The 20,209-nt window shown below is 70.9% G+C and carries 17 protein-coding genes; 9 read left to right on the top strand and 8 right to left on the bottom strand.

The genetic code is table 11. From position 1 onward, the window contains the following. Positions 1-106: 106 nt before the first annotated feature. Together AW273_RS12635 and AW273_RS12630 are read left to right on the top strand one after the other, a co-directional pair. Positions 107-1,270 carry a type 2 periplasmic-binding domain-containing protein gene (locus AW273_RS12635; RefSeq protein ID WP_062348405.1) on the top strand — a complete coding sequence of 388 codons (1,164 nt, stop codon included), beginning with the start codon at positions 107-109 and terminating at the stop codon, positions 1,268-1,270. Positions 1,271-1,355: 85 nt separating this feature from the next. Then, positions 1,356-2,558 carry a saccharopine dehydrogenase family protein gene (locus tag AW273_RS12630; RefSeq protein WP_062348404.1) on the top strand — a complete coding sequence of 401 codons (1,203 nt, stop codon included), beginning with the start codon at positions 1,356-1,358 and terminating at the stop codon, positions 2,556-2,558. Between the two features lie 354 nt (positions 2,559-2,912). On the opposite strand, the gene gabT is transcribed toward AW273_RS12630, so the two are convergent. Next, positions 2,913-4,259, bottom strand: a complete 1,347-nt coding sequence (gene gabT, locus AW273_RS12625) for a 4-aminobutyrate--2-oxoglutarate transaminase (protein ID WP_062348402.1) — start codon at positions 4,257-4,259, stop codon at positions 2,913-2,915. Positions 4,260-4,371: 112 nt separating this feature from the next. Between gabT and AW273_RS12620 the strand changes: the two genes are divergently transcribed. Then, positions 4,372-5,757 (top strand): PucR family transcriptional regulator, encoded by a 1,386-nt coding sequence (locus AW273_RS12620; protein WP_062348400.1) that lies wholly within the window; start codon positions 4,372-4,374, stop codon positions 5,755-5,757. Here AW273_RS12620 and AW273_RS12615 read toward each other — a convergent pair. After that, the gene (locus AW273_RS12615) at positions 5,726-6,391 is read right to left on the bottom strand and encodes a TetR/AcrR family transcriptional regulator (RefSeq protein ID WP_232327340.1); all 666 of its coding nucleotides are present in this window, start codon (positions 6,389-6,391) and stop codon (positions 5,726-5,728) included. The genes AW273_RS12620 and AW273_RS12615 overlap by 32 nt on opposite strands. A 193-nt stretch (positions 6,392-6,584) precedes the next feature. On the opposite strand from AW273_RS12615, the gene AW273_RS12610 reads away from it, so the two are divergent. Both AW273_RS12610 and ppk2 read left to right on the top strand, forming a co-directional pair. Continuing rightward, positions 6,585-8,015 (top strand): aldehyde dehydrogenase family protein, encoded by a 1,431-nt coding sequence (locus tag AW273_RS12610; RefSeq protein ID WP_062348397.1) that lies wholly within the window; start codon positions 6,585-6,587, stop codon positions 8,013-8,015. Between the two features lie 66 nt (positions 8,016-8,081). After that, complete coding sequence (gene ppk2 / locus AW273_RS12605; protein WP_062348396.1) at positions 8,082-9,005, top strand: polyphosphate kinase 2; 924 nt, start codon at positions 8,082-8,084, stop codon at positions 9,003-9,005. Here the strand turns inward: ppk2 and AW273_RS12600 are convergent. Next, complete coding sequence (locus AW273_RS12600) at positions 9,002-9,967, bottom strand: trypsin-like serine peptidase (protein ID WP_063909934.1); 966 nt, start codon at positions 9,965-9,967, stop codon at positions 9,002-9,004. The two genes, ppk2 and AW273_RS12600, sit on opposite strands and share 4 nt — an antisense overlap. Positions 9,968-10,018: 51 nt before the next feature. Continuing rightward, entirely contained in the window at positions 10,019-11,032 is a 1,014-nt protein-coding gene (locus tag AW273_RS12595) for a trypsin-like serine peptidase (RefSeq protein ID WP_232327338.1), read from the bottom strand. A 223-nt stretch (positions 11,033-11,255) separates the two neighbouring features. On the opposite strand from AW273_RS12595, the gene dxr reads away from it, so the two are divergent. Further along, positions 11,256-12,401 (top strand): 1-deoxy-D-xylulose-5-phosphate reductoisomerase, encoded by a 1,146-nt coding sequence (gene dxr / locus AW273_RS12590; RefSeq protein ID WP_062348392.1) that lies wholly within the window; start codon positions 11,256-11,258, stop codon positions 12,399-12,401. 49 nt (positions 12,402-12,450) lie between these two features. On the opposite strand, the gene AW273_RS12585 is transcribed toward dxr, so the two are convergent. Beyond that, the gene (locus AW273_RS12585) at positions 12,451-13,548 is read right to left on the bottom strand and encodes a lytic polysaccharide monooxygenase auxiliary activity family 9 protein (RefSeq protein ID WP_062348496.1); all 1,098 of its coding nucleotides are present in this window, start codon (positions 13,546-13,548) and stop codon (positions 12,451-12,453) included. Positions 13,549-13,884: 336 nt separating this feature from the next. Between AW273_RS12585 and ispG the strand changes: the two genes are divergently transcribed. The 3 genes from ispG (at position 13,885) to AW273_RS12570 (ending at position 17,707) form a co-directional block, all read left to right on the top strand. Next, entirely contained in the window at positions 13,885-15,051 is a 1,167-nt protein-coding gene (gene ispG, locus AW273_RS12580; protein ID WP_030450962.1) for a flavodoxin-dependent (E)-4-hydroxy-3-methylbut-2-enyl-diphosphate synthase, read from the top strand. 90 nt (positions 15,052-15,141) lie between these two features. Beyond that, entirely contained in the window at positions 15,142-16,830 is a 1,689-nt protein-coding gene (locus AW273_RS12575; RefSeq protein ID WP_062348390.1) for an alpha/beta hydrolase, read from the top strand. Positions 16,831-16,864: 34 nt separating this feature from the next. Beyond that, complete coding sequence (locus tag AW273_RS12570; RefSeq protein ID WP_062348388.1) at positions 16,865-17,707, top strand: GNAT family N-acetyltransferase; 843 nt, start codon at positions 16,865-16,867, stop codon at positions 17,705-17,707. On the opposite strand, the gene AW273_RS12565 is transcribed toward AW273_RS12570, so the two are convergent. Genes AW273_RS12565 through AW273_RS12555 form a run of 3 tightly spaced genes read right to left on the bottom strand, consistent with a single transcriptional unit; the run spans position 17,688 to position 20,183 of the window. Continuing rightward, positions 17,688-18,074, bottom strand: coding sequence for a DUF3037 domain-containing protein (locus AW273_RS12565; protein WP_062348387.1), 387 nt, complete (start codon positions 18,072-18,074; stop codon positions 17,688-17,690). The two genes, AW273_RS12570 and AW273_RS12565, sit on opposite strands and share 20 nt — an antisense overlap. Next, positions 18,071-18,829, bottom strand: coding sequence for a HipA family kinase (locus tag AW273_RS12560; protein WP_062348385.1), 759 nt, complete (start codon positions 18,827-18,829; stop codon positions 18,071-18,073). The genes AW273_RS12565 and AW273_RS12560 overlap by 4 nt, the downstream gene beginning before the upstream one ends. A 37-nt stretch (positions 18,830-18,866) precedes the next feature. Then, a complete protein-coding gene (locus tag AW273_RS12555; protein WP_062348383.1) occupies positions 18,867-20,183 on the bottom strand; it encodes an alkyl sulfatase dimerization domain-containing protein in 1,317 nt (438 codons plus the stop codon). Positions 20,184-20,209 lie beyond the last annotated feature (26 nt).

The following is a 20,209-nucleotide window of genomic DNA, read 5'->3' as shown; positions in this document are numbered from 1 at the left end:
ATGGGCTCGACTCTACGGAGGCCCACCGACAGAACTCACTCGGATATTGGTCCTAGGACCTGCGAGTAGGCTTCCGGGGAGTCCGGTTCCAGGCCGTGGAGGATCGTTGGCGTCGCGTCGTCTCACCGCCCTCGCCGGGGCCGCCGTTCTGCTGCTGGCCGCGTGCGGCCAGCAGATCGCCTCCGCGCCCGCCCCGTCCTCCTCCGCCTCCTCCAAGGGGGCGTCGAAGGCCCCGACCCCGTCGCCGTCGCGCACCCCCTCGCCGTCGCCGGCCTCCTCCGGCACGGGTGAGGGCGCGCTCACCGTCCTGGCTCCCCGTGGTTTCGTCGAGTGGGGCGGCAACGACCGGAAGGTCAACTGGGTCGCGCCGTTCGAGCGCGAGAGCGGCTGCCGGGTGACCTACCGGCCGTGGGAGTACGTCGCCGGCAACCCCGTCGACGTCGACACCTTCGACGTGGTGGCGGCCGGGCCCGACCTGGCCGGGAAGCTGGTCGCCGACGGGGGCGCGGCCCGGATCGACACCGGGAAGGTCGCCGGATACTCCGGGTTGCCGAAGTGGACGCGCGAGCTGGTCGGCGACCACGGCGTGCCCTACGTGTGGGACACCACCGTCGTGGCCGTGAAGGACGGCGCGAAGGGCTCGATCTTCGACGCCGACGGGCCGGTGCTGCTCCGCGACACCCCGCTGACCATCGCCGACGCCGCCCTGTCGCTCGGGTTCGACAACCCCTACCAGCTCAGCCCGGCGCAGCTCGACGAGGCCGTGGCGCTGCTGGAGAGGAAGAAGGACGGCCGGGCCTACTGGCGCGACCCCCTCCAGGTGATCGAGGGCTTCGCGGGCGGGGCGACGATGGCCCAGGCCACGCCCTACGTGCTGGGCGGCATGGCCGGGGCGGGGCTCGGCGTCACCCGGGCCGGCGGCCCCGCCACCGGCTGGGTCATGTCGTGGATGGTCTCGGCCCGCGCCGCGCACCCCTCGTGCGCCGAGAGCTGGCTCGAATGGTCGCTGCGGCCCGAGGTGCAGCGCGAGGTCGCCTGGTGGACGGGCACCGCGCCGGCGAACCCGAAGGCGTGCACGTTCAAGGTCTCCGACGACGCCCCGCCCGGCGAGGCCGCCAAGCAGGACCGCGTCGAGACGCTGTGCGCGGAGCACCTCGACAAGGGTGTGGTGTTCGCCACCTTCCCGGCCGAAGACTGCGGCGGCGAGGCGGGGTCGTGCACCGCCTACGAAGACTGGATCAAGGCCTGGGCGGCCCTCAAGGAGGAGTAGATCCCTCCGCCTCACTGATTGGTGGACCAGTCGAATTCGGCCATCTTATTGAATGGTCAGTCAGTCAACTGTTAGCCTGCTCTCCATGCGGATCCTCCTTGTCGGCGCTGGTGGCGTGGGTTCGGCCATGGTGGCCATCGCCTCCCGGCGCAGTTTCTACGACCACATCGTTGTTGCCGATTACGACGTGAACCGGGCCGTTTCCGCATGTGCCCGGATCGAAGACCCCCGTTTCTCGGCGATCGGACTCGACGCCTCGAACGCGGCCGAGGTCGAGGCGGCCCTGCGGGCCCACGAGTGCGACGTGCTGTTCAACGCCGTCGACCCGCGCTTCGACATGCCGCTGTTCACGGCCGCGCTGAACGCCGGAGTGACCTACCTCGACATGGCGATGTCGCTCAGCGCCCGCCACCCCCAGCGACCCTACGAAGTGCCGGGCGTGAAGCTCGGCGACGACCAGTTCGCCCTCGCCGACAAGTGGGAGGAGCGCGACCAGCTCGCCCTGGTCGGCATGGGCGTCGAGCCCGGTCTCGCCGACGTGTTCGCCCGCTACGCCGCCGACCACCTCTTCGAGACGATCGAGGAGATCGGCATCCGCGACGGCTCCAACCTGCGCGTCGACGGCTACGACTTCGCCCCGACCTTCTCCATCTGGACCACCATCGAGGAGTGCCTGAACCCCCCGATCGTGTGGGAGGACGGCCGCTGGCACACCACCGAGCCGTTCAGCGAGCCGGAGGTGTTCGACTTCCCCGAGGGCATCGGCCCGGTGGAGTGCGTGAACGTCGAGCACGAGGAGGTGCTGCTGGTGCCCCGGTGGGTCGACACCCGCCGCGTCACCTTCAAGTACGGCCTCGGCAACGAGTTCATCGAGGTGCTGAAGACGCTGCGCAAGCTCGGCCTCGACTCGCCCGGCACCGTGAAGGTGAAGGGCCTGGACGTCTCACCCCGCGACGTCGTGGCCGCCTCGCTGCCCGACCCCTCGACCCTCGGCGACCGCATGCGCGGCAAGACCTGCGCCGGCACCTGGGTCAAGGGCGTCGGCAAGGACGGCCGGGCGCGCGAGGTCTACCTCTACCACGTGGTCGACAACGAGTGGTCGATGCGTGAGTACGGTTGTCAGGCCGTCGTGTGGCAGACCGCGGTGCACCCGGTCGTCGCGCTGGAGCTGCTGGCGAACGGGGTCTGGAAGGGCAAGGGCGTGCTCGGCCCGGAGGCCTTCGACGCGGTGCCGTTCCTCGACCTGCTCACCGACTACGGCTCTCCTTGGGCGCTCCGCGAGCAGTGAGCTGCCGCTCGCGGCGTCTGGGCACGACCGGCAGCAGGGCTTCGGCGCACTCGTCACACGCGTGGACGGTGGTGTCGTCGGGCAACCGGCCGACTCGGACGCGGGGGCGAGGCCATTTCTTGTGGCAGACCACACAGGCGTCTCCGTCGCGCTGGAGCGAGGTGAGACCTGCCGGGTCGAACGTCAGCAAACCTGTCCGCCTCCTCGGTCATGTGTCGGAACCGTTATAACGCGACTACCTGGTGTGATCGACAAGCACGACGCCAAGTCAGGGTTAAATGACTGACATCCGACGGGTCGAACAGCAACAAAAAGGGCACTCGGCAACAAGCCGGGTGCCCTTTTTGGGATGAATCACACCTCGCTGACGGCTTTTTCGAGGATGGTCAAACCCTCCTCCAGCAGGTGGTCCGGAATCACCAACGGCGGGAGGAACCGGAGCACATTGCCGTAGGTGCCGGCGGTCAGCACCACGAGCCCCTCGGCGTGACAGCGCTTGGCGATCTCCGACGCCGCCGCCGGGTTCGGGTCCTTCGTGCCAGGGACGACCAGCTCGATCGCCGTCATGGCGCCCCGGCCGCGCACGTCCCCGATGATCCCGAAGCGCTCCTGGAGGCCGCGCAGGCGCGGCAGCATCACCTCGCCGATCGCGCGGGCCCGCTCGACCAGGCCCTCCTCCTCGATCGTCTCCAGCACGCCCAGGGCCGCCTCGCACGCCAGCGGGTTGCCGCCGTAGGTGCCGCCCAGGCCGCCGGCGTGGACGGCGTCCATGAGCTCGGCGCGGCCGGTCACGGCGGCCAGCGGGAGGCCGCCCGCGATGCCCTTGGCCGTGGTGATGATGTCGGGCACGATGCCCTCGTCCTCGCACGCGAACATCTGGCCGGTCCGGGCGAAGCCGGTCTGGATCTCGTCGGCGATGAACACGATCCCGTTGGCCTCGCAGAACTCGGCGATGCGCGGCAGGAACCCGCGCGCCGGCACGATGAAGCCGCCCTCGCCGGCGATCGGCTCGATGATCACCGCGGCCACGTTCTCGGCGCCGATCTGCTTGGTGATCATGTCGATCGCCTGCGCGGCGGCCTCCTCGGCCGCGTTCTCGCCCGGCCACCGGAAGGGGTAGGCGAGCGGCATTCGGTAGACCTCGGGGGCGTAGGGCCCGAACCCCTGCTTGTACGGCATGTTCTTCGCCGTCAGCGTCATCGTCAGCAGGGTGCGGCCGTGGTAGCCGTGGTCGAAGGCGACCACCGCCGGGCGGCCGGTCGCCAGGCGGGCCACCTTGACGGCGTTCTCCACCGCCTCGGCGCCGCTGTTGACCAGGAACGTGCGCTTCTCGTGGTCGCCCGGGGTGATCGTGTTGAGCTTCTCGCAGACGGCGACGTACGACTCGTACGGCGTGATCATGAAGCAGGTGTGGGTGAAGTCGGCCACCTGCTTGCGCACCCGCTCGACCACCTTCGGGGCGGCGTTGCCGACGTTGGTGACGGCGATGCCCGAACCGAAGTCGATCAGGGAGTTGCCGTCGGCGTCGACCAGCACGCCGCCACCGGCCTTCGTCACGAAGACCGGCAGGGTGGTGCCCACGCCGGCGGGCACCGCCGACTGCTTGCGCGTGAACATCTCGCGCGACTTGGGGCCGGGGATCTCGGTGACGAGGCGGCGCTCCTGGGGAAGCCCCGGGCCGCCGTGGGCTGTTGTGGTCATGTGGTCGACGTTACGTCCCCCGGTGCGAAGTCTCGATGCTCCGACGTGGCAGAATCGGGGTTCGCCACGTGCCAGGTTGGATAAAACAGGCGGACGACAAGGGGGCCGACAGGTGGCGCCGTCCCTGCGCAGGATCACCGGCATGGCCGGGTTGCGGGTGCTGGCCGGATGGGAGGCGCTCGACCGCCCCGTGCGCTGGGTCGCGGTGAGCGAGCTGGCGGATCCGACGCCGTTCCTGGAGGGTGACGAGCTGGTGCTCACCACCGGCATGCGGACGGCCTCGTGGCGGCCGTACATCACCCGGCTCGTGGACCGCGGCGTCGCGGGCCTGGGGTTCGGCATCGGCCTCAGCCACGCGCGGGTGCCCACCGAACTGGTCGCGGCGGCGGCCGAGGCCGGGTTGCCGCTGGTCGAGGTGGCCAGGGAGACCCCCTTCATCGCCATCGGGAAGGCCGTCAGCGACCTGCTGGCCGCCGAGCACTACGAGGAGATCACCGGGGCCTTCGAGGCCCAGGGACGCCTGACCAGGGCCGCCCTGCGGGGCGACGGCGCGGCGTCGGTGGCCGACCGGCTGGCCCGTGAGCTCGGCGGCTGGGTGGTGCTGCTCGACGAGACCGGCACGGTCCGCCACGCCACCCCGCCCGAGGCGGGGGAGCGCGCCGCCGGCCTGCGCAGCGAGCTGGCCCGGCTCAGGAGCGGCGCGGCGGCCGTCGCGCTGGCCGGGCCGCAGGAGAACGTGGTGGTCCAGCCGCTCGGCGGGCGCGGCTTCTTCGCGGTCGGCGCCGGACACCCCTTCACGCCGATCGCCCACACGATCGTCAACGCGGCGGCCTCGCTGCTGACCCTGGCCCTCGAACAGGGCGCCGCGCCCGAGCGGCTGCGCTCGGCGGTGCTCCGGCTGCTGATCGCCGGCGAGACCGAGACGGCCCGCGAGGTGCTGGCCGACGTGGGCGTGACCCTGCCCGACGACCCGGTGGTGGCCCTGGCGGTCGCGGAGAGCGGCCCGATCAGCGCCTTCCACGCCCCCCACGGCGACGTGACCGTCGTGATCTGCGCCGAAGCGGAGGCGCCCGGTCTGCGGGACGCCCTCGACGAACCGGTGGGGATCAGCCTCCCCGGCCCGCTGAGCCGCGTCGCGACGGCGGTCGACCAGGCGGTAAGGGCCTACCGGGCCGGGCGGGGCAAGCTCGACTTCGCCGACCTGGCGGGCCAGGGGCTCCTCGGCCTGCTCGACGCGGGCGCGGTGCGCGCCTACGCCGACGTGCTGCTGGCCCCGCTCGACGAGCAGCGGGGCGACCTGCGGGAATCCCTCCAGGCCTACCTCGCCTGCAACGGCCACTGGGACGCCGCCGCGCAGCGCCTGGGCGTGCACCGGCACACGCTGCGCTACCGGATGAAGAAGACCGCCGAACTCCTCGGCCGCGACCTCGACGACCCGGCGGCCCGTGCGGAGTTGTGGATCGCCCTCAGTGTGCCCGGGGCGCCACGAACTGGTTGATCGTGGCGTTGGTGACCACGGTGTAGGTCTGGGCGTCGGGCAGATGACCGGCACGTTCCAGTGATATCGCCCCCTGGGCGGCGGCCCACAGCGCGTCGGCGATCTTGCGGGGCTGGGTCGGCGTCAGGTAGCCGGCCGAGATGCAGTCGGCGATCACCCGGTCGAACAGGTTCAGCGCCGCGCGGGCGAGGGTCCGGGCCCGCTCCGACGGGACGAAGCCCGGGATGGCCCGCTCGAACATCAGGCTGTAGTAGCCGGGCTCGGCCAGGGCCGCCTCGCGGTAGGCCGGGCCGAGCGACTGGAGGTATTCGAACGGGTCGGCGCGCACGGGCACGGCGGCCAGGCGGCGCCGGAAGCGCTCGAATCCTTCGAGGTAGAGGGCCTCGGCCAGGCCCTCTTTGCTGCCGAACATCGTGTAGATGACGGTCGTGGCGCACCCGGCCTCGGCGGCGATCCGCCGCACGGTCAGGCTTTCGGGCCCCGCGCTGATCAGCAGTTCGCTGGCGACGTCGAGGAGTTTGGTGCGTAGCTCGTCGTAGGTACTCCGCTGGCCGAGAGCGTACGCGCCCTGCAATCCGAGCGGGACCGGCGTGGCCATGAGCGACGAGCCCTTCTCATCAAGGGGCCCTCGCATCGGACCCGAACCTTGACTTAACCACGCCACTCAGCGTTCAAACCGCACCGCAATGGAAAACATCCCGAAATTGCGGCGCAACCGTGACATGGGGTTGGAACATGGGGACTTGTCCGCAATGGCCAGAAGAGTGCAGCCGATTGTGCGATGCGGAGTAAGGCCCGTTACACGATAGTGGCATAGCGTCGGTTGCATGAGCGTTGCCATGCCTTTCTGGATCGCCGGCCGTCCCGCGAAGGGAGAGGCCGAGCTGACCGTCACCAACTCCCACGACGGCCGGACCGTCGGGGTGACCTCCGTCCCGACCCCCGATCAGGTCGAGGAGGCGGTGGCCGCCGCCCACGCCGTGGCGCGCCAGGCCGCGGCGCTGCCGATCCACGTACGGGCCGAGGCGCTCGCCCACGTGTCGCGGCGGATCGCCGAGCGGGCCGACGAACTCGCCCGGCTGATCAGCGGCGAGAACGGCAAGCCGATGTTCTGGGCCAGGGGAGAGGTGAGCCGGGCGGTCTCCACCTTCCGCTTCGCCGCCGAGGAGACCCGCCGGTTCAGCGGCGAGGTGGTGCGTCTCGACACCGAGGCCGCCGCCACCGGCCGCATGGCCTACGTCTCCCGGGTGCCGCGCGGGCCGATCCTGGCGATCTCGCCCTTCAACTTCCCGCTCAACCTGGTCGCCCACAAGGTCGCCCCGGCCATCGCGGTCGGCGCCCCGGTGATCGTCAAGCCCGCTCCCAAGACGCCGCTGTCGGCGCTGGCGCTGGGCGAGATCCTGGCCGAGACCGACCTGCCCGAGGGCATGTTCTCGATCCTGCCGGTGCCCAACGACCGGGCCGCCGCGCTGGTCGACGACCCGCGCCTGCCGGTGGTGTCCTTCACCGGCTCCAGCCCCGTCGGGTACGCGATCATGGACCAGGTCCCCCGGAAGCACGTCACCCTCGAACTCGGCGGCAACGCGGCGGCCGTGGTGCTGGCCGACGCCGACCTCGACTGGGCCGCCAGCCGGATCGCGCTGTTCTCCAACTACCAGGCCGGGCAGAGCTGCATCGCCGTCCAGCGGGTGATCGTCGACGAGCTCGTCGCCGACGCCTTCGAGGGCAAGCTGGTCGAGGCCGTGAACGCCCTGGTCACCGGCGACCCCGCCGACGAGAAGACCCAGGTCGGGCCGCTCGTCTCGGTCGAGGCCGCCGAGCGCGTCGAGGCCTGGGTGACCGAGGCGGTCGCCTCCGGCGCCAGGGTCCTGGCGGGCGGCGCCCGCGACGGCGCCACCTACGCCCCGACCGTGCTCGCCAACGTGCGCAAGGACGCCAAGGTCGTGCGCGAGGAGGTCTTCGGGCCGGTCCTCGTCGTCCAGCGGGTCAACGGTCCCGACGCGGCCTTCGCCGAGGTCAACGACTCGGCGTACGGCCTCCAGGCGGGGGTCTTCACCCGCAGCCTCGACCTGGCCTTCCGGGCCAACCGCGAGCTGGAGGTCGGCGGTGTGATCATCGGCGACGTGCCGTCGTACCGGGCCGACCAGATGCCCTACGGCGGCGTGAAGGACTCCGGCGTGGGCCGCGAGGGTCTGCGTTCGGCAATGGACGACTACACCTACGAAAAAGTAATGGTCCTGACGGGCCTGACGCTCTGACGAACTTTGAGTGACAAAAACGGGCATAGGGGATTGGGTCTCCCTGATTAGGTAAAGGCTTCGGCCATGAAGGCGGACGATGTCGTGGACCTCCTGGGCCGCACCCCGGGGTTGTGGGTCAATGACGAAGACGGCGACGACGATCCGGTGCTGCTGCGTTCCGACGGCAGCCCGGTCGACACCTGGCGTGAGCACTACCCCTACGACCAGCGTCTCGAGCGCCCCAGCTACGAGCGCGAGAAGCGGCTGCTCCAGATCGAGCTGCTGAAGCTGCAGTACTGGCTCAAGGACACCGGCGGCCGTCTGGTCATCCTGTTCGAGGGCCGCGACGCGGCCGGCAAGGGCGGCACGATCAAGCGCTTCATGGAGCACCTGAACCCCCGTGGCGCCACCGTGGTCGCGCTGGAGAAGCCCAGCGAGCGCGAACGCACCTCGTGGTACTTCCAGCGCTACATCAGCCACATGCCGGCCGCCGGCGAGATCGTCCTGTTCGACCGGTCGTGGTACAACCGCGCCGGTGTCGAACGGGTCATGGGCTTCTGCACCGACGAGCAGTACGAGGAGTTCATGGTCCAGGCCCCGCTGGTCGAGAAACTGCTCGTCCGCGACGGGATCAAGCTGGTGAAACTCTGGTTCTCGGTGTCCCGCGCCGAGCAGCGCACCCGGTTCGTGATCCGGCAGGTCGACCCGGTGCGCCAGTGGAAGCTCTCCCCGATGGACATCGCCTCCCTCGACAAGTGGGACGAGTACACCCAGGCCAAGGAGCGCATGTTCGTCAGCACCGACACCGACGACGCCCCCTGGACGGTCATCAAGTCGAACGACAAGAAGCGCGGCCGGGTCGAGGCAATGCGTTACGTGCTGAGCCTGTTCGACTACGACGACAAGGACACCACGATCGTCGGCACCCCCGACCCCCTGATCGTCAGGAAGGCCGCCGACATCGTCGACGAGGACCTCTCCGACGACACGGCCGAGTTCAGCCTCTAGGCCTTCTCGGCCATGTCGAACACCTGCTTGGCGGCGCTGCCGAAGTAGGGGCCGTACATCATCGAGTTGTCGTCGCTGTACTTGAAGCTGCTGACCGACGTCACCGTGCCGCGCCCCGTGGCCGCGTCGAAGCCGGTCAGCCACGGGCCGCCGCTCGCCCCCGCCGTCAGGTCACACCGGAGCCCCTGGTCGTGGGTCTGGCTGTGGGGGTCGGGCCGGGCCGCGCCCGCGCAGTACATGAGCCGCTCGCCGTCGTAGGGCGGGTCGGCGGGGTAGCCGAACCCGTGGGTCTGCTGGCCGCGCTTCACTCCGAAGCCGATCTCCAGCGCGCCCGCGACGTCGTTGACGTGGCGGCCGAGTTGCGCGTTCAGGGCGACCATGCCCACGTCGTAGCTGTCGTCGGCGGCCCGTGACCAGGGGCCGGCGACGAACATGCGGCGGGCCGAGAACGTGCCCAGCGGGCGGGCGCCCTCGTCGTAGCCGGGCACGAACACCCAGTTGCGGGCCCACGCGCCGGTGCCGTCCTTGACGCAGTGCCCGGCGGTGACCACCACGTCGCGGTTGGCCGACCGGATCGACCCGGCCGAGCAGACGAAGTCGACGCCGTCCATGGTCAGGAAGACCCGTCCGGCCGCCCGCCCCACCAGGCCGCCGGACTGCCACCGCGCCGAGGACACCGGGCCCCGCTGCCGCACCTTCGCCGGCGCCGCGGCCCGGCCGTGCCGCCGCCTCTCCGGCCCCGTCGCACCGGGGCTCGGCGTGCTCTTCGGGCCGAGGCCCGTGGCGAGCTTGTGGACGACTTCCAGCAGCCCGATGGGCAAAGCCTTCGCCATCCGCTCCGGAGTCCAGTAGCCGGCCGGCGCGGCCGCCGCCCAGTGGTGGACGACGTCGGGCGGCGGCGGCACGGCGGCCGGGTCGAGGGTGGCGAGGGCAAGCGTCAGCGCGGCCAGGACGGGGGTCATGGCCCCAGATTGTGGACCACTATCCGTGTTCGTATGACTACTTTTGGTAAATCAGGTGAGCGAGGTTCGCTGGGCGGCGTTGTAGAGCGCCTGGGCCTCGCTCCCGAAGTAGGGACCGAACATCCAGAAGCTGGCGAAGTTGTACTTGAAGCTGTTCACCGAGTTGAGCAGCCCCGCGCCGGTCTTCTCGCTGAAGTTCGAGAACCAGGGCCCGCCCGACGACCCGCCGGTCATGTCACAGTTCAGGCCGAGGTCCTCGGAGAGCAGGAAGTCGTCGAACACCCGCCCGCTGCAGTAGGTCAGCTTCGAGCCGTTGTAGGGCGCCGCGGCGGGGAAGCCGAAGGCGTACATCTGGCGGCCGCGGGGCTGGTTGAAGGCGATGCCCTGGCCGCCGACCACGTCGGTCAGGTACTCCCCGTCGAGCGGGGCCACCACGGCCGCCGCGACGTCGTGGTTCATGTCCTCGCTGCGGTTCCACTGCGGCGTGGTCAGCAGGCTGGTGGCCACCCAGGTGCCGTAGGGACGCTGGCCGCTGTCGTACGCGGGCACGAAGACCCAGTTCTTGTGGAACGCTCCACCGAGGCGCACGCAGTGCCCGGCGGTGATGACGACGCTCTTGTTGGCACTGGTCACGGCGTTGCCGGAGCAGGAGGCGTTCTTCCCCGCGCCCGAGCCCGAGGCGACGGTGAAGAAGACCCGGCCCGTGGTCTTCACCACGGCCCCGCCGCCGTTCCAGGGGGCGCCGTCGGAGGTGGCCGAGGCGGCGGCGGGCTCCCCGGCGGCGGCGTCGGCGGTGAGGGTCGGCTTGACCGTGGCGGGCTTGGCGTCCGGCAGGTCCAGGAACGCGGCCGCCCCGGCGGCGAACCGCCGGACGTCGGCCGCCGGGGCGTCGAGCGGCTTGGCGGCCTCCATCCTGGCCTCGGTCCAGAAGTTCTCCACCGCCCGCTGCTCGCTCTTGCTGTCGGCGGCCGCCACGACCACCGGCTTCGGCTCCGCGCCCTGGGCGACGGCGGCCGTCGCCGGCAGCAGCGCGGCCACGACCGGGACGGTGACTAAGGGGGCCAATCGGGTCAGGCGGCGGGGCGCCGAGCCATGCATGCGTACCTCCGTTATCGGATGTCCTGACGCGCGAAATTAGCGACCCCGGTGTCCCTCTTTCTCCTTTATGTACATACGGATATAGCTGGATACGGGCATAGATAGCGTGGAATAACCCGAGGCTCAGGCGTACCGGGGCGTGGCGCACAATGGTGCGGTGAACCGACCGGAAATCCCCCCACGTTCGATCATGGTGCTCGGCTCGACCGGTTCGATCGGCACCCAGGCCCTCGACGTCATCACCCGCAACGGTTTCCGGGTGGCCGGGCTGGCCGCCGGTGGGGGCCGTCCCGACCTGCTGGCGCGGCAGGCGGCCGAGACCGGCGCCCCCGCCGTGGCCGTGGCCGACCCGGCCGCGCTGCCCGCCCTGCGCGAGGCGCTCTCGGCCCTGGGGGCCGCGCCCGAGGTGCTCGCGGGCGCCGAAGGGGTGGCCGAGCTGGCCGGGCGGCCGTGCGACATCGTGCTCAACGGGATCACCGGGGCGCTGGGGCTGACCTCGACACTCGAGACGCTGAAGGCCGGCACCACGCTCGCGCTGGCCAACAAGGAGTCGCTGATCATCGGAGGGCCGCTGGTCAAGCGGCTGGCCGCGCCGGGCCAGCTCCTGCCGGTCGACTCCGAGCACTCGGCGCTGGCGCAGTGCCTGTGGGCGTCCGGTCCCACCGGCCACCGGCCCGAGGCCGTGCGCAAGCTGGTCGTGACCGCCAGCGGCGGGCCGTTCCGGGGGCGGCGGCGGGCCGACCTGGCCGACGTGACGCCCGAGATGGCGCTGAACCACCCGACCTGGAACATGGGGCCGGTCATCACGATCAACTCGGCCACCCTGGTGAACAAGGGCCTGGAGGTCATCGAGGCCCATCTGCTGTTCGACATCGGGTTCGACCGGATCGAGGTGGTCGTCCACCCGCAGTCGATCATCCACTCGATGGTCGAGTTCGTCGACGGCTCGACGGTGGCCCAGGCGAGCCCGCCCGACATGCGGCTCCCGATCGCCCTGGCGCTGAGCCACCCCGCCCGGCTGCCCGGCGTGTCGCCGCCGGTCGACTGGACGCGGGCCCACACCTGGACCTTCGAGCCCCTCGACGTGGAGGCGTTCCCGTCGGTGCCGCTGGCCCGCCACGTGGGGGAGCAGGGCGGCACGGCGCCGGCCGTCTACAACGCGGCCAACGAGGTGTGCGTCGAGGCGTTCATGAAGGGCACGCTGCCGTTCCTGGCCATCGTCGACACGGTCGCGGCCGTCGTCGCCGAGCACGAGACCGGGCGGGCCGAGTCGGTGGAGGAGGTCCTGGCGGCCGACGCCTGGGCACGCAGGAGAGCGGCGGAGCTGACCGCCTGAACACGAAGGCCCGGGGCGTGCGCGCCCCGGGCCTTCACGTCGGTTCAGATCACGGAGAGGTACAGGTCAGGGTCGGGACCGAGTTGGTGCCCGACTGGCTGGCCAGGAAGCCGAACGTCGCGGTGGCGTTCGCGGCCAGGTTGCGGTTGTAGTCCACCGGTGTGGCCGTCACCTGTCCGCCCGAGGTGGTTTGTGACGCACCCCAGATCTGACTGATCGACTGGCCGTTGGCGTAGGTCCACTTGACCGTCCACCCCTGGATCGCGGAGTTGCCCGCCTTGACCGTCACCGTTCCCTGGAATCCGCCCGGCCAGCTACTGGCGACGGTGTAGGTGGCGGAGCAGGCGCCGCCCGGGTTGGGCGTCGGGGTCGGGGTCGGCGTGGGGGTCGGCGTCGGCGTGGGCGTGGGCGTGGGGGTGGGCGTCGGGGTCGGCGTGGGGGTCGGCGTGGGGGTCGGGCTCGGGCTCGGGTTCTGGCCGTTCGGGCCGACGCCGGTCACCTGGCCGTTGCCGCCGTCGAAGACGACGTCGGAGCAGCCGTAGAACGTCTCGTTGCTGTCGGAGCGCTGCCACACCGAGTAGATGATGTGACGGCCGCTCTTGCCCGACGGCAGGTTGGCGTTCCAGTAGTAGTAGGCGTTCTCGTTGCCCGGGTTGCCGACGCTCGGCGGGTCCGTCGAGGAGTCGAACGGCGTCGACTCCAGGTCGCTCCAGGCCAGCGGGCGCGTGGGCGACCAGGTGTTCTTGGTGATGTAGAGGCGGAACGTGCCCGGGTGGGCGGCCCACTTGTTGTACCGGATCTGGATGTTCGCACCCGAGGTCAGGTGGGTCACCGGCCAGTCGTTGCGGGCCAGGTCGAAGCCGCTGAAGTTGTAGACGACCGCGCCGCCGGAGCAGAGCGAGCCGTCGGGGATGAACCCGGACATCCGGCCCGCGCCGTCCGAGCGCAGCGTCGCGAACCAGTTGTAGAGCGAGTTGGTGCCGCTCTGGGCGACGGCCGCGGCACAGGCCGGGTTGTTGGGCTGGATGGCGCCGCTTGAGTTCAGGCCGTCCTTCCAGCACAGGTACGTACGGCTGCCCGGCATCATCATCGCGCCATGAGCCTGGGCGGGGCCGGCGACCAGCACGGTCACCGCCGTGGCCGCCATCGCCACCACTGCGGTGGCGATCGCGGTGATCCTGAATCTGAGCGTTCTACTACGTGGTCCGACCACGGATGTCCCTTTCACCTGGCCGTGGCTGCTGCCAGCCTCGTTACGGGGCGGCCAAACGCCGCACTGCTGCGGGAGCGCTCACGCGATTCGGAATGTAAACCGGGCTTTCCGGGGTGCCCAGGTCACAGCGGCCGTTCGCCCCTTTTGCCCAGGTCGGGGATGAATGATTCATCAGAAGCTGGGGCAGCGGGTGGCCGCGCGGGTTTGGCCGATCCGGCGCCTGCCTAGACTGATGGACGTCAAGGACGACTCTTAGCGCAAGGTGCTGAAATGTCTGTTGATCTCGGGATTCCCTCCCTGCCGGTCAAGCCGATCTCCCCCCGGCGCCGCTCGCGTCAGATCATGGTGGGCTCGGTGCCGGTCGGGGGTGACGCCCCGATCTCCGTGCAGTCCATGACCACCACGCTCACCGCCGACGTCAACGCCACGCTTCAGCAGATCGCCGAGCTCACCGCCTCGGGTTGCCAGATCGTCCGCGTCGCCGTCCCGTCGCAGGACGACGCCGACGCCCTCCCCGCCATCGCCAGGAAGTCCCAGATCCCGGTCATCGCCGACATCCACTTCCAGCCCAAATACGTCTTCGCCGCCATCGAGGCGGGCTGCGCGGCGGTCCGGGTCAACCCGGGCAACATCAAGAAGTTCGACGACAAGGTCGGCGAGATCGCCCGCGCCGCCAAGGACCACGGCGTGCCGATCCGCATCGGTGTGAACGCCGGCTCCCTCGACCCCCGCCTGCTGGCCAAGTACGGCAAGGCCACCCCCGAGGCGCTCGTCGAGTCGGCGCTGTGGGAGTGCTCCCTGTTCGAGGAGCACGACTTCCGCGACATCAAGATCTCGGTCAAGCACAACGACCCGGTGGTCATGATCAAGGCGTACCGGCTGCTGGCCGAGAAGTGCGACTACCCGCTCCACCTGGGCGTGACCGAGGCCGGGCCGGCCTTCCAGGGCACGATCAAGTCGGCGGTCGCGTTCGGCGCCCTGCTCGCCGAGGGCATCGGCGACACCATCCGGGTGTCGTTGTCGGCGCCCCCGGTCGAAGAGGTCAAGGTCGGCAACCAGATCCTCGAATCGCTCAACCTCAAGCAGCGCGGCCTGGAAATCGTCTCCTGCCCCTCCTGCGGCCGGGCCCAGGTCGACGTCTACACCCTCGCCGACCAGGTCACCGCCGGGCTCGACGGGCTGAAGGTGCCGCTGCGGGTGGCCGTCATGGGCTGCGTCGTCAACGGCCCCGGCGAGGCCCGCGAGGCCGACCTCGGCGTCGCCTCCGGCAACGGCAAGGGCCAGATCTTCGTCAAGGGCGAGGTCGTCAAGACCGTGCCCGAGTCGCAGATCGTCGAGACCCTCATCGAAGAGGCGCTGCGCCTGGCCGAGGAGATGGGCGTCGACGTCGACCTCGACGACGACGACGCTCCTGGGCCGCAGGTCATCGTCCGCTAATGATTCGGTAATCCGCCCCGGCGACTCCGTGTGATCGTCCCGTCACTTGGGGGAAGCTGGCCTCTGTCGTGTGAGCAGAGGAGAGAGCGCGTGAAGCGAGTCGTCGGGGTGGTCTCCGGGGTCACGGTCCTGTCCGCCGGGCTGGTGACGGGGTTGGTGGCAGAGCCCGACGGGGCCGATGCCGCGCAGGTGATGCCCCCGCAGCGGATCGTCTGGGGGGCCTGCCCCGGCGCCGGCCCCAAGATCACTCCGCCCGCCACGCTGGCCGAGATCCTCAAGGAGCTCACCGGGGACGGCGGCCCGAGCCAGGCGGTGCCGGCCCGCCGCGCCGCCACCGCCGAGTGCGCGAACGTCCGGGTGCCGCTCGACCCGGCGCAGCCCGGCGGGCAGCAGATCACGATCGCGCTCAACCGCTTCAAGGGCAGCGCCCCCCGCGACGGCAACCACCTGGGGCCGCTGCTGGTCAACCCCGGCGGGCCGGGCGCCTCCGGGCTCGCCCTGGCCCGCCACGTCGCCGCCTCGCTGCCGCCCGAGGTGGCCGCCCGCTACGACGTGATCGGCTTCGACCCGCGCGGCGTCGGCGCCAGCAGGCCCGCGCTGACCTGCGTCGACCCCAAGCGCTACTACGCGCCGCCGCGCCCCGACAACGTGCCGGCCGACCAGGCCGCCGAGCGGGTGCTGCTGGGCCGCGCCGAGGCCTACGCCGCCGCGTGCGGCAACAAGTTCGCGTGGTTGCTGCCGTACATGACCACCGAGAACGCGGCCCGCGACGTCGAGGCGCTGCGCCGCGCCCTCGGCGAGGAGAAGATCAGCTGGCTCGGCTACTCCTACGGCACCTACCTGGGTTCGGTGTACGCCACCCTGTTCCCCGACCGGGTGCGCCGGATGGTGCTCGACAGCGTGGTCGACCCCACCAAGGTCTGGTACGACGCCAACCTCGACCAGAACGTCGCCTTCGACGAGCGCCACCGCGACTTCCTCGACTGGGTGGCCGACAACAACACGATCTTCCGCCTCGGCGACACCGAGGAAGAGGTCTCCTTCGCCTGGTACGGCATGCGCAAGCGCCTGGCCGAGCGCCCCGCCGGCGGGATCGTCGGCCCGAGCGAGCTCGACGACACCTTCACCGTCGGCGGCTACAGCGACGCCGTCTGGGCCACCTTCGCCCGCGCCTTCTCCGACTACGTCCGCAAGGGCGACGTCACCGCCCTGGTGAACGCCTACCGCCAGCACGGCGAGAACGACGCCGCCGACGAGAACGGCTACGCCGTCTACCTGGCCACCCAGTGCCGCGACGCCGCCTGGCCGCGCGACTGGAGCCGCTGGCGGACCGACGCCCGCCGCCTCTACGCCCGGTCGCCGTTCATGACCTGGAGCAACACCGTCTACAACCTGCCCTGCGCCTTCTGGCCGCAGACCGGGGGCACCCCCGTCGCTGTCGGCGGCGGCCGGAGCTTCCCGCCGGTCCTGATCCTCCAGTCGCGCCGCGACGCCGCCACGCCGCTGCGGGGCGCGCTGACCGTCCGCGACCGGTTCCCGTCGGCCCGCATGATGCTGGTCGGCGGCGGCAACCACGGGGTCAGCTTCGGCGGCAACGCGTGCGTCGACCGGCAGGTGGCGGCCTACCTGAAGGACGGCCTGCTGCCCGAGCGGCGCCGCCCGGGCAGCGAGGCCGACCTCACCTGCCCCTCGGGCGAGGCGCGGGCGGCGACCCGGATGGCCTCCACGGGAGGGAATCCGACCCACGAGAGGCTGACCCAAGTCCTCCTCGGTCGCTGACCAATCGGGGGGTCTGGCGTAGGCTGGGCGGGTGATGCTGCGTACGTCGGCGTCGCGCGTGCTGGACGACAACGATCGCGACGAGGTGCTCCAGATCCTCGACGCAGATCCGGTCGCCAACGTCTTCGTCGCCTCCCGGGTCAGGTCGGTCGGCCTGAGTCCCTCCCGGTTGGGCGGCCAGATGTGGGGGTTCGGCCCGCGCGGCGGGCTGACCTCCCTCTGTTACGCCGGCGCGAACCTGGTGCCGGTCAACGCCTCCCGCGAGGCCGTCCACGCCTTCGCCGACCGGGCCCGCAAGCAGGGCCGCCGCTGCTCCTCGATCGTCGGGCCCTCCGCGGCCGTGGAACACCTGTGGGAAAGGCTGGAGCCCCATTGGGGTCCGGCGCGGGCGATCCGCTGGGCCCAGCCGGTCATGTCGATCGGCTCCGCCCCCCTCGTCGCGCCCGATCCGCTGGTCAGACGGGTGCGGCCCGAGGAGTTCGGCACCGTCCTGCCCGCGTGCGTGGCGATGTTCACCGAAGAGGTCGGCGTCTCGCCCGACAACGGCGACGGCGGCGCGCTCTACCGGTCACGGGTGGCCGAGCTGATCCGCATCGGCCGCTCCTACGCCCGCATCGACGACGGCCGGGTGGTCTTCAAGGCCGAGATCGGCGCGGTCACGCCACAGGCCTGCCAGATCCAGGGCGTCTGGGTCGACCCCCTCTTCCGGGGGCGGGGCCACGCCTCGTCGGGCATGGCGACCGTGGTCGAACAGGCCCTCAAGTACTTCGCGCCCGTGGTGACGCTCTACGTGAACGACTACAACGCCCCCGCCCGCGCGGCCTACCGCCGGGTGGGCTTCCACGAGGTCGACACCTTCACCTCGGTGCTGTTCTGACCAGCCGGTCGAGCAGCCGGTTCAGGGCGGCCTCCGGGTCATCGGTGAGACCCGCGTGCACCGGGCCGGTGCGCACGATGGTCGAGCGCGGCGCGGTCAGCCAGCGGAACCGGCTGCCCAGCGACTCCTTCCGAAGCGGCCCCTCTTCGGCCGAGCAGCTCAGCTCGTAGGCCATCAGCGAGTGCAGCACCCCGGGCAGGTTCGCCGACGGGCAGAGCGTCTGGAGGCGGGCGGGGTCGAGGTCGGTGCGGGCGCACAGGTAGCCGCGGGGCTGGCAGTAGACGATCACGCCGGCGTTGATCAGTTCGCCGCGCTCGATGTCCGGGACGACCTGGATGAGCGCGTACTCGTAGACGTCGCGGGTCATGAACGCCAGAAACCGCCGATCGTGTTGGTCCGCACGGGAGTCTTGGGTGCCGCGGTCAGGTCGGGATGCCAGACCGTCGAGGCGGCTCTCGTCAGCAGGTGGTCGACGTAGGCCTCGCGGGAGTCGTCGCCGAGCCACTCGCCGGGGACCAGGGAGACCGCGTGCCTCAGCAGGTCTTCGGTCACCGGAAGCGGGATCACCTCGGTCGCGAACCTCGTCATCACGTGGTCGCTCGCGTCGAAGGGCCGCAGCGGATCGGCGCGGGGCCAGTTGTGGTGGAACCACAGGGCCGCGCCGTGGTCGATCAGCCAGATCGTGTCGTGCCAGACCAGCAGGTTGGGGTTGCGCCACGACCGGTCGACGTTGTGGATCAGGCCGTCGAACCAGATCAGCTTCCCGGCGAACTCCGGGTCGGGGTTCCAGACCGGCGGGTCGAAGCCGAGCGCGCCCGGCAGGAAGTCGATCGCCAGGTTGTCGCCCGCGCTGGCGTTCAGCAGGTCCTGGATCTCCTCGTCGGGTTCGCGGCGGCCGAGTTGCGGGTCGAGGTCGATCACCTTCAGGTCGGGGGTGGCGAAGCCCAGGCCCCGGGCCAGCTCGGCGCAGATCACCTCGGCGACCAGCACCCGGCGGCCCTGCCCGGCGCCCCGGAACTTGACGACGTGGGTGCCGAGGTCGTCGGCCTCCATCACACCGGGCAGCGAGCCGCCCTCGCGCAGCGGCGTGACGTAACGCGTCGCCGTGATCCGTTCCAGCACGCCGGACAGGTTACCCGGCCCGGCCGCCTCGTGCTTTTCATCGGTCGTGGGCGGGGATCCACCACATCCGGCCGTCGGACACCTCGTGGTACACGTCGAGCAGGTCGCAGCCGGTCACCTTGCTGCGCGACTCGGCCGCGGCCCAGGCGTAGACCCCCCTGGCCATCGCTCCGGGCTCCTGCTGGACGCGGAGGGCGTACACCCTCGCTCTTATCTCGTGGATCTTGTGGTCGTCGGGCTCCGCCTGGACGGCGAGTTCGGCGAGCTGGCAGGCCAGCCGAAGGTCGCCTTCCGCCGCGGCGACCACCGCGCGCCCCGCCACGGTTCCCGCGCCCGCCGCCAGGTCGGCGATGGCCCTGGCGAAGACGGCGTCGGGGGCGGGCTTGAGGCTCGCCGGGTTGCCGTCGTGCCAGCCGCCGTGCAGGCGCCAGATGTTGCGCACGATGAACTCGGGCTCGTCGTAGTAGGGCTGCAGATAGGGGCGCTGCGACAACTCCAGCGGTGGCTTCACGGTGTGCAGGATCTCGTCGAGGCGCGCCCCCGCGTTCATCAGGTCGAGCGTCTGCTCGACCAGACTGTCGAGGTAGTCGGCCGTGTCGATCAGGGCCCGGCGCACCCGCAGGGCGCCGGTGATCGGCAGGCCGTGGCCGGGCAGCAGGATCTCCGCGTCGAGTGTGGCCATCGTCCGCAGCGCGACGGCCCACTCGTCGGGGTAGCGCTGCACCCGCTGCGGGTTCCCGGCGCTGGGGGTCACCCAGACGAACAGGTCGCCGGTCAGCAGGATGTTCCGTTCGGGGATGTGCGCCCACGTCGCGTCGTCGGTCTCGCCGCGCGCGTGGTGCAGCTCGAAGGTGACGTCTCCCAGCGTCAGGGTGAGCTGGTCCTGGTAGGTCAGGTCGGGCACCCGGTAGGTGGCCGGCCACTGCATCTGCCCGAACCCGAACTGCCGCTGGTTGATGACCGAGTTGTAGCCGGCGGTGCGGGCGTAACGGGCGAACCGGTTCGCCACTCCCTCATGCGCGACGACGATGGGCCGCGTCCCATCTTCGCCGTCGAAGCACTCCATTCCCCCCACATGGTCGAAGTGCCCATGAGAAAAGACGGCGTAGCGAACCGGTTCGTCCGACCAGGCCCGGATGGCCTGGTGCATCGCGGGGGCGTCGATGGCGTTGCCCGTGTCGAACAGCGCCAGCCCCGCCTCCCCCCTGACGGCGTACACGTTGCCGAAGGCCGGCCACATGGCCACGCCCTCGGTGACCTCCTGCACGCCGTCGGCACGGAGCTCGGCGAGCGGCACCTCGTGCGCCCGGACCGCTCCGCGCCACACCTTGTCGGCGTACTCCAGGATCCCCATGGAGCCGATGGTGCCGTGCTGGCTTC

The sequence above is a fragment of the Herbidospora yilanensis genome (assembly GCF_001570565.1).
GTDB lineage: Bacteria > Actinomycetota > Actinomycetes > Streptosporangiales > Streptosporangiaceae > Herbidospora > Herbidospora yilanensis.
The sequence above is the reverse complement of the archived record's forward strand: the minus strand, read 5'-3'. Positions and strand labels throughout refer to the sequence as shown.

What these genes read in the sequence shown, in the direction of transcription:
- AW273_RS12630 (WP_062348404.1), top strand. Translation starts at nt 1,356, where the DNA reads ATGCGGATCCTCCTTGTCGGCGCTGGTGGCGTGGGTTCGGCCATGGTG.
- gabT (WP_062348402.1), bottom strand. Translation starts at nt 4,259, where the DNA reads ATGACCACAACAGCCCACGGCGGCCCGGGGCTTCCCCAGGAGCGCCGC.
- AW273_RS12615 (WP_232327340.1), bottom strand. Translation starts at nt 6,391, where the DNA reads ATGCGAGGGCCCCTTGATGAGAAGGGCTCGTCGCTCATGGCCACGCCG.
- AW273_RS12610 (WP_062348397.1), top strand. Translation starts at nt 6,585, where the DNA reads ATGAGCGTTGCCATGCCTTTCTGGATCGCCGGCCGTCCCGCGAAGGGA.
- ppk2 (WP_062348396.1), top strand. Translation starts at nt 8,082, where the DNA reads ATGAAGGCGGACGATGTCGTGGACCTCCTGGGCCGCACCCCGGGGTTG.
- AW273_RS12600 (WP_063909934.1), bottom strand. Translation starts at nt 9,967, where the DNA reads ATGACCCCCGTCCTGGCCGCGCTGACGCTTGCCCTCGCCACCCTCGAC.
- dxr (WP_062348392.1), top strand. Translation starts at nt 11,256, where the DNA reads ATGGTGCTCGGCTCGACCGGTTCGATCGGCACCCAGGCCCTCGACGTC.
- AW273_RS12585 (WP_062348496.1), bottom strand. Translation starts at nt 13,548, where the DNA reads ATGGCGGCCACGGCGGTGACCGTGCTGGTCGCCGGCCCCGCCCAGGCT.
- ispG (WP_030450962.1), top strand. Translation starts at nt 13,885, where the DNA reads ATGTCTGTTGATCTCGGGATTCCCTCCCTGCCGGTCAAGCCGATCTCC.
- AW273_RS12570 (WP_062348388.1), top strand. Translation starts at nt 16,865, where the DNA reads ATGCTGCGTACGTCGGCGTCGCGCGTGCTGGACGACAACGATCGCGAC.
- AW273_RS12565 (WP_062348387.1), bottom strand. Translation starts at nt 18,074, where the DNA reads ATGACCCGCGACGTCTACGAGTACGCGCTCATCCAGGTCGTCCCGGAC.
- AW273_RS12555 (WP_062348383.1), bottom strand. Translation starts at nt 20,183, where the DNA reads ATGGGGATCCTGGAGTACGCCGACAAGGTGTGGCGCGGAGCGGTCCGG.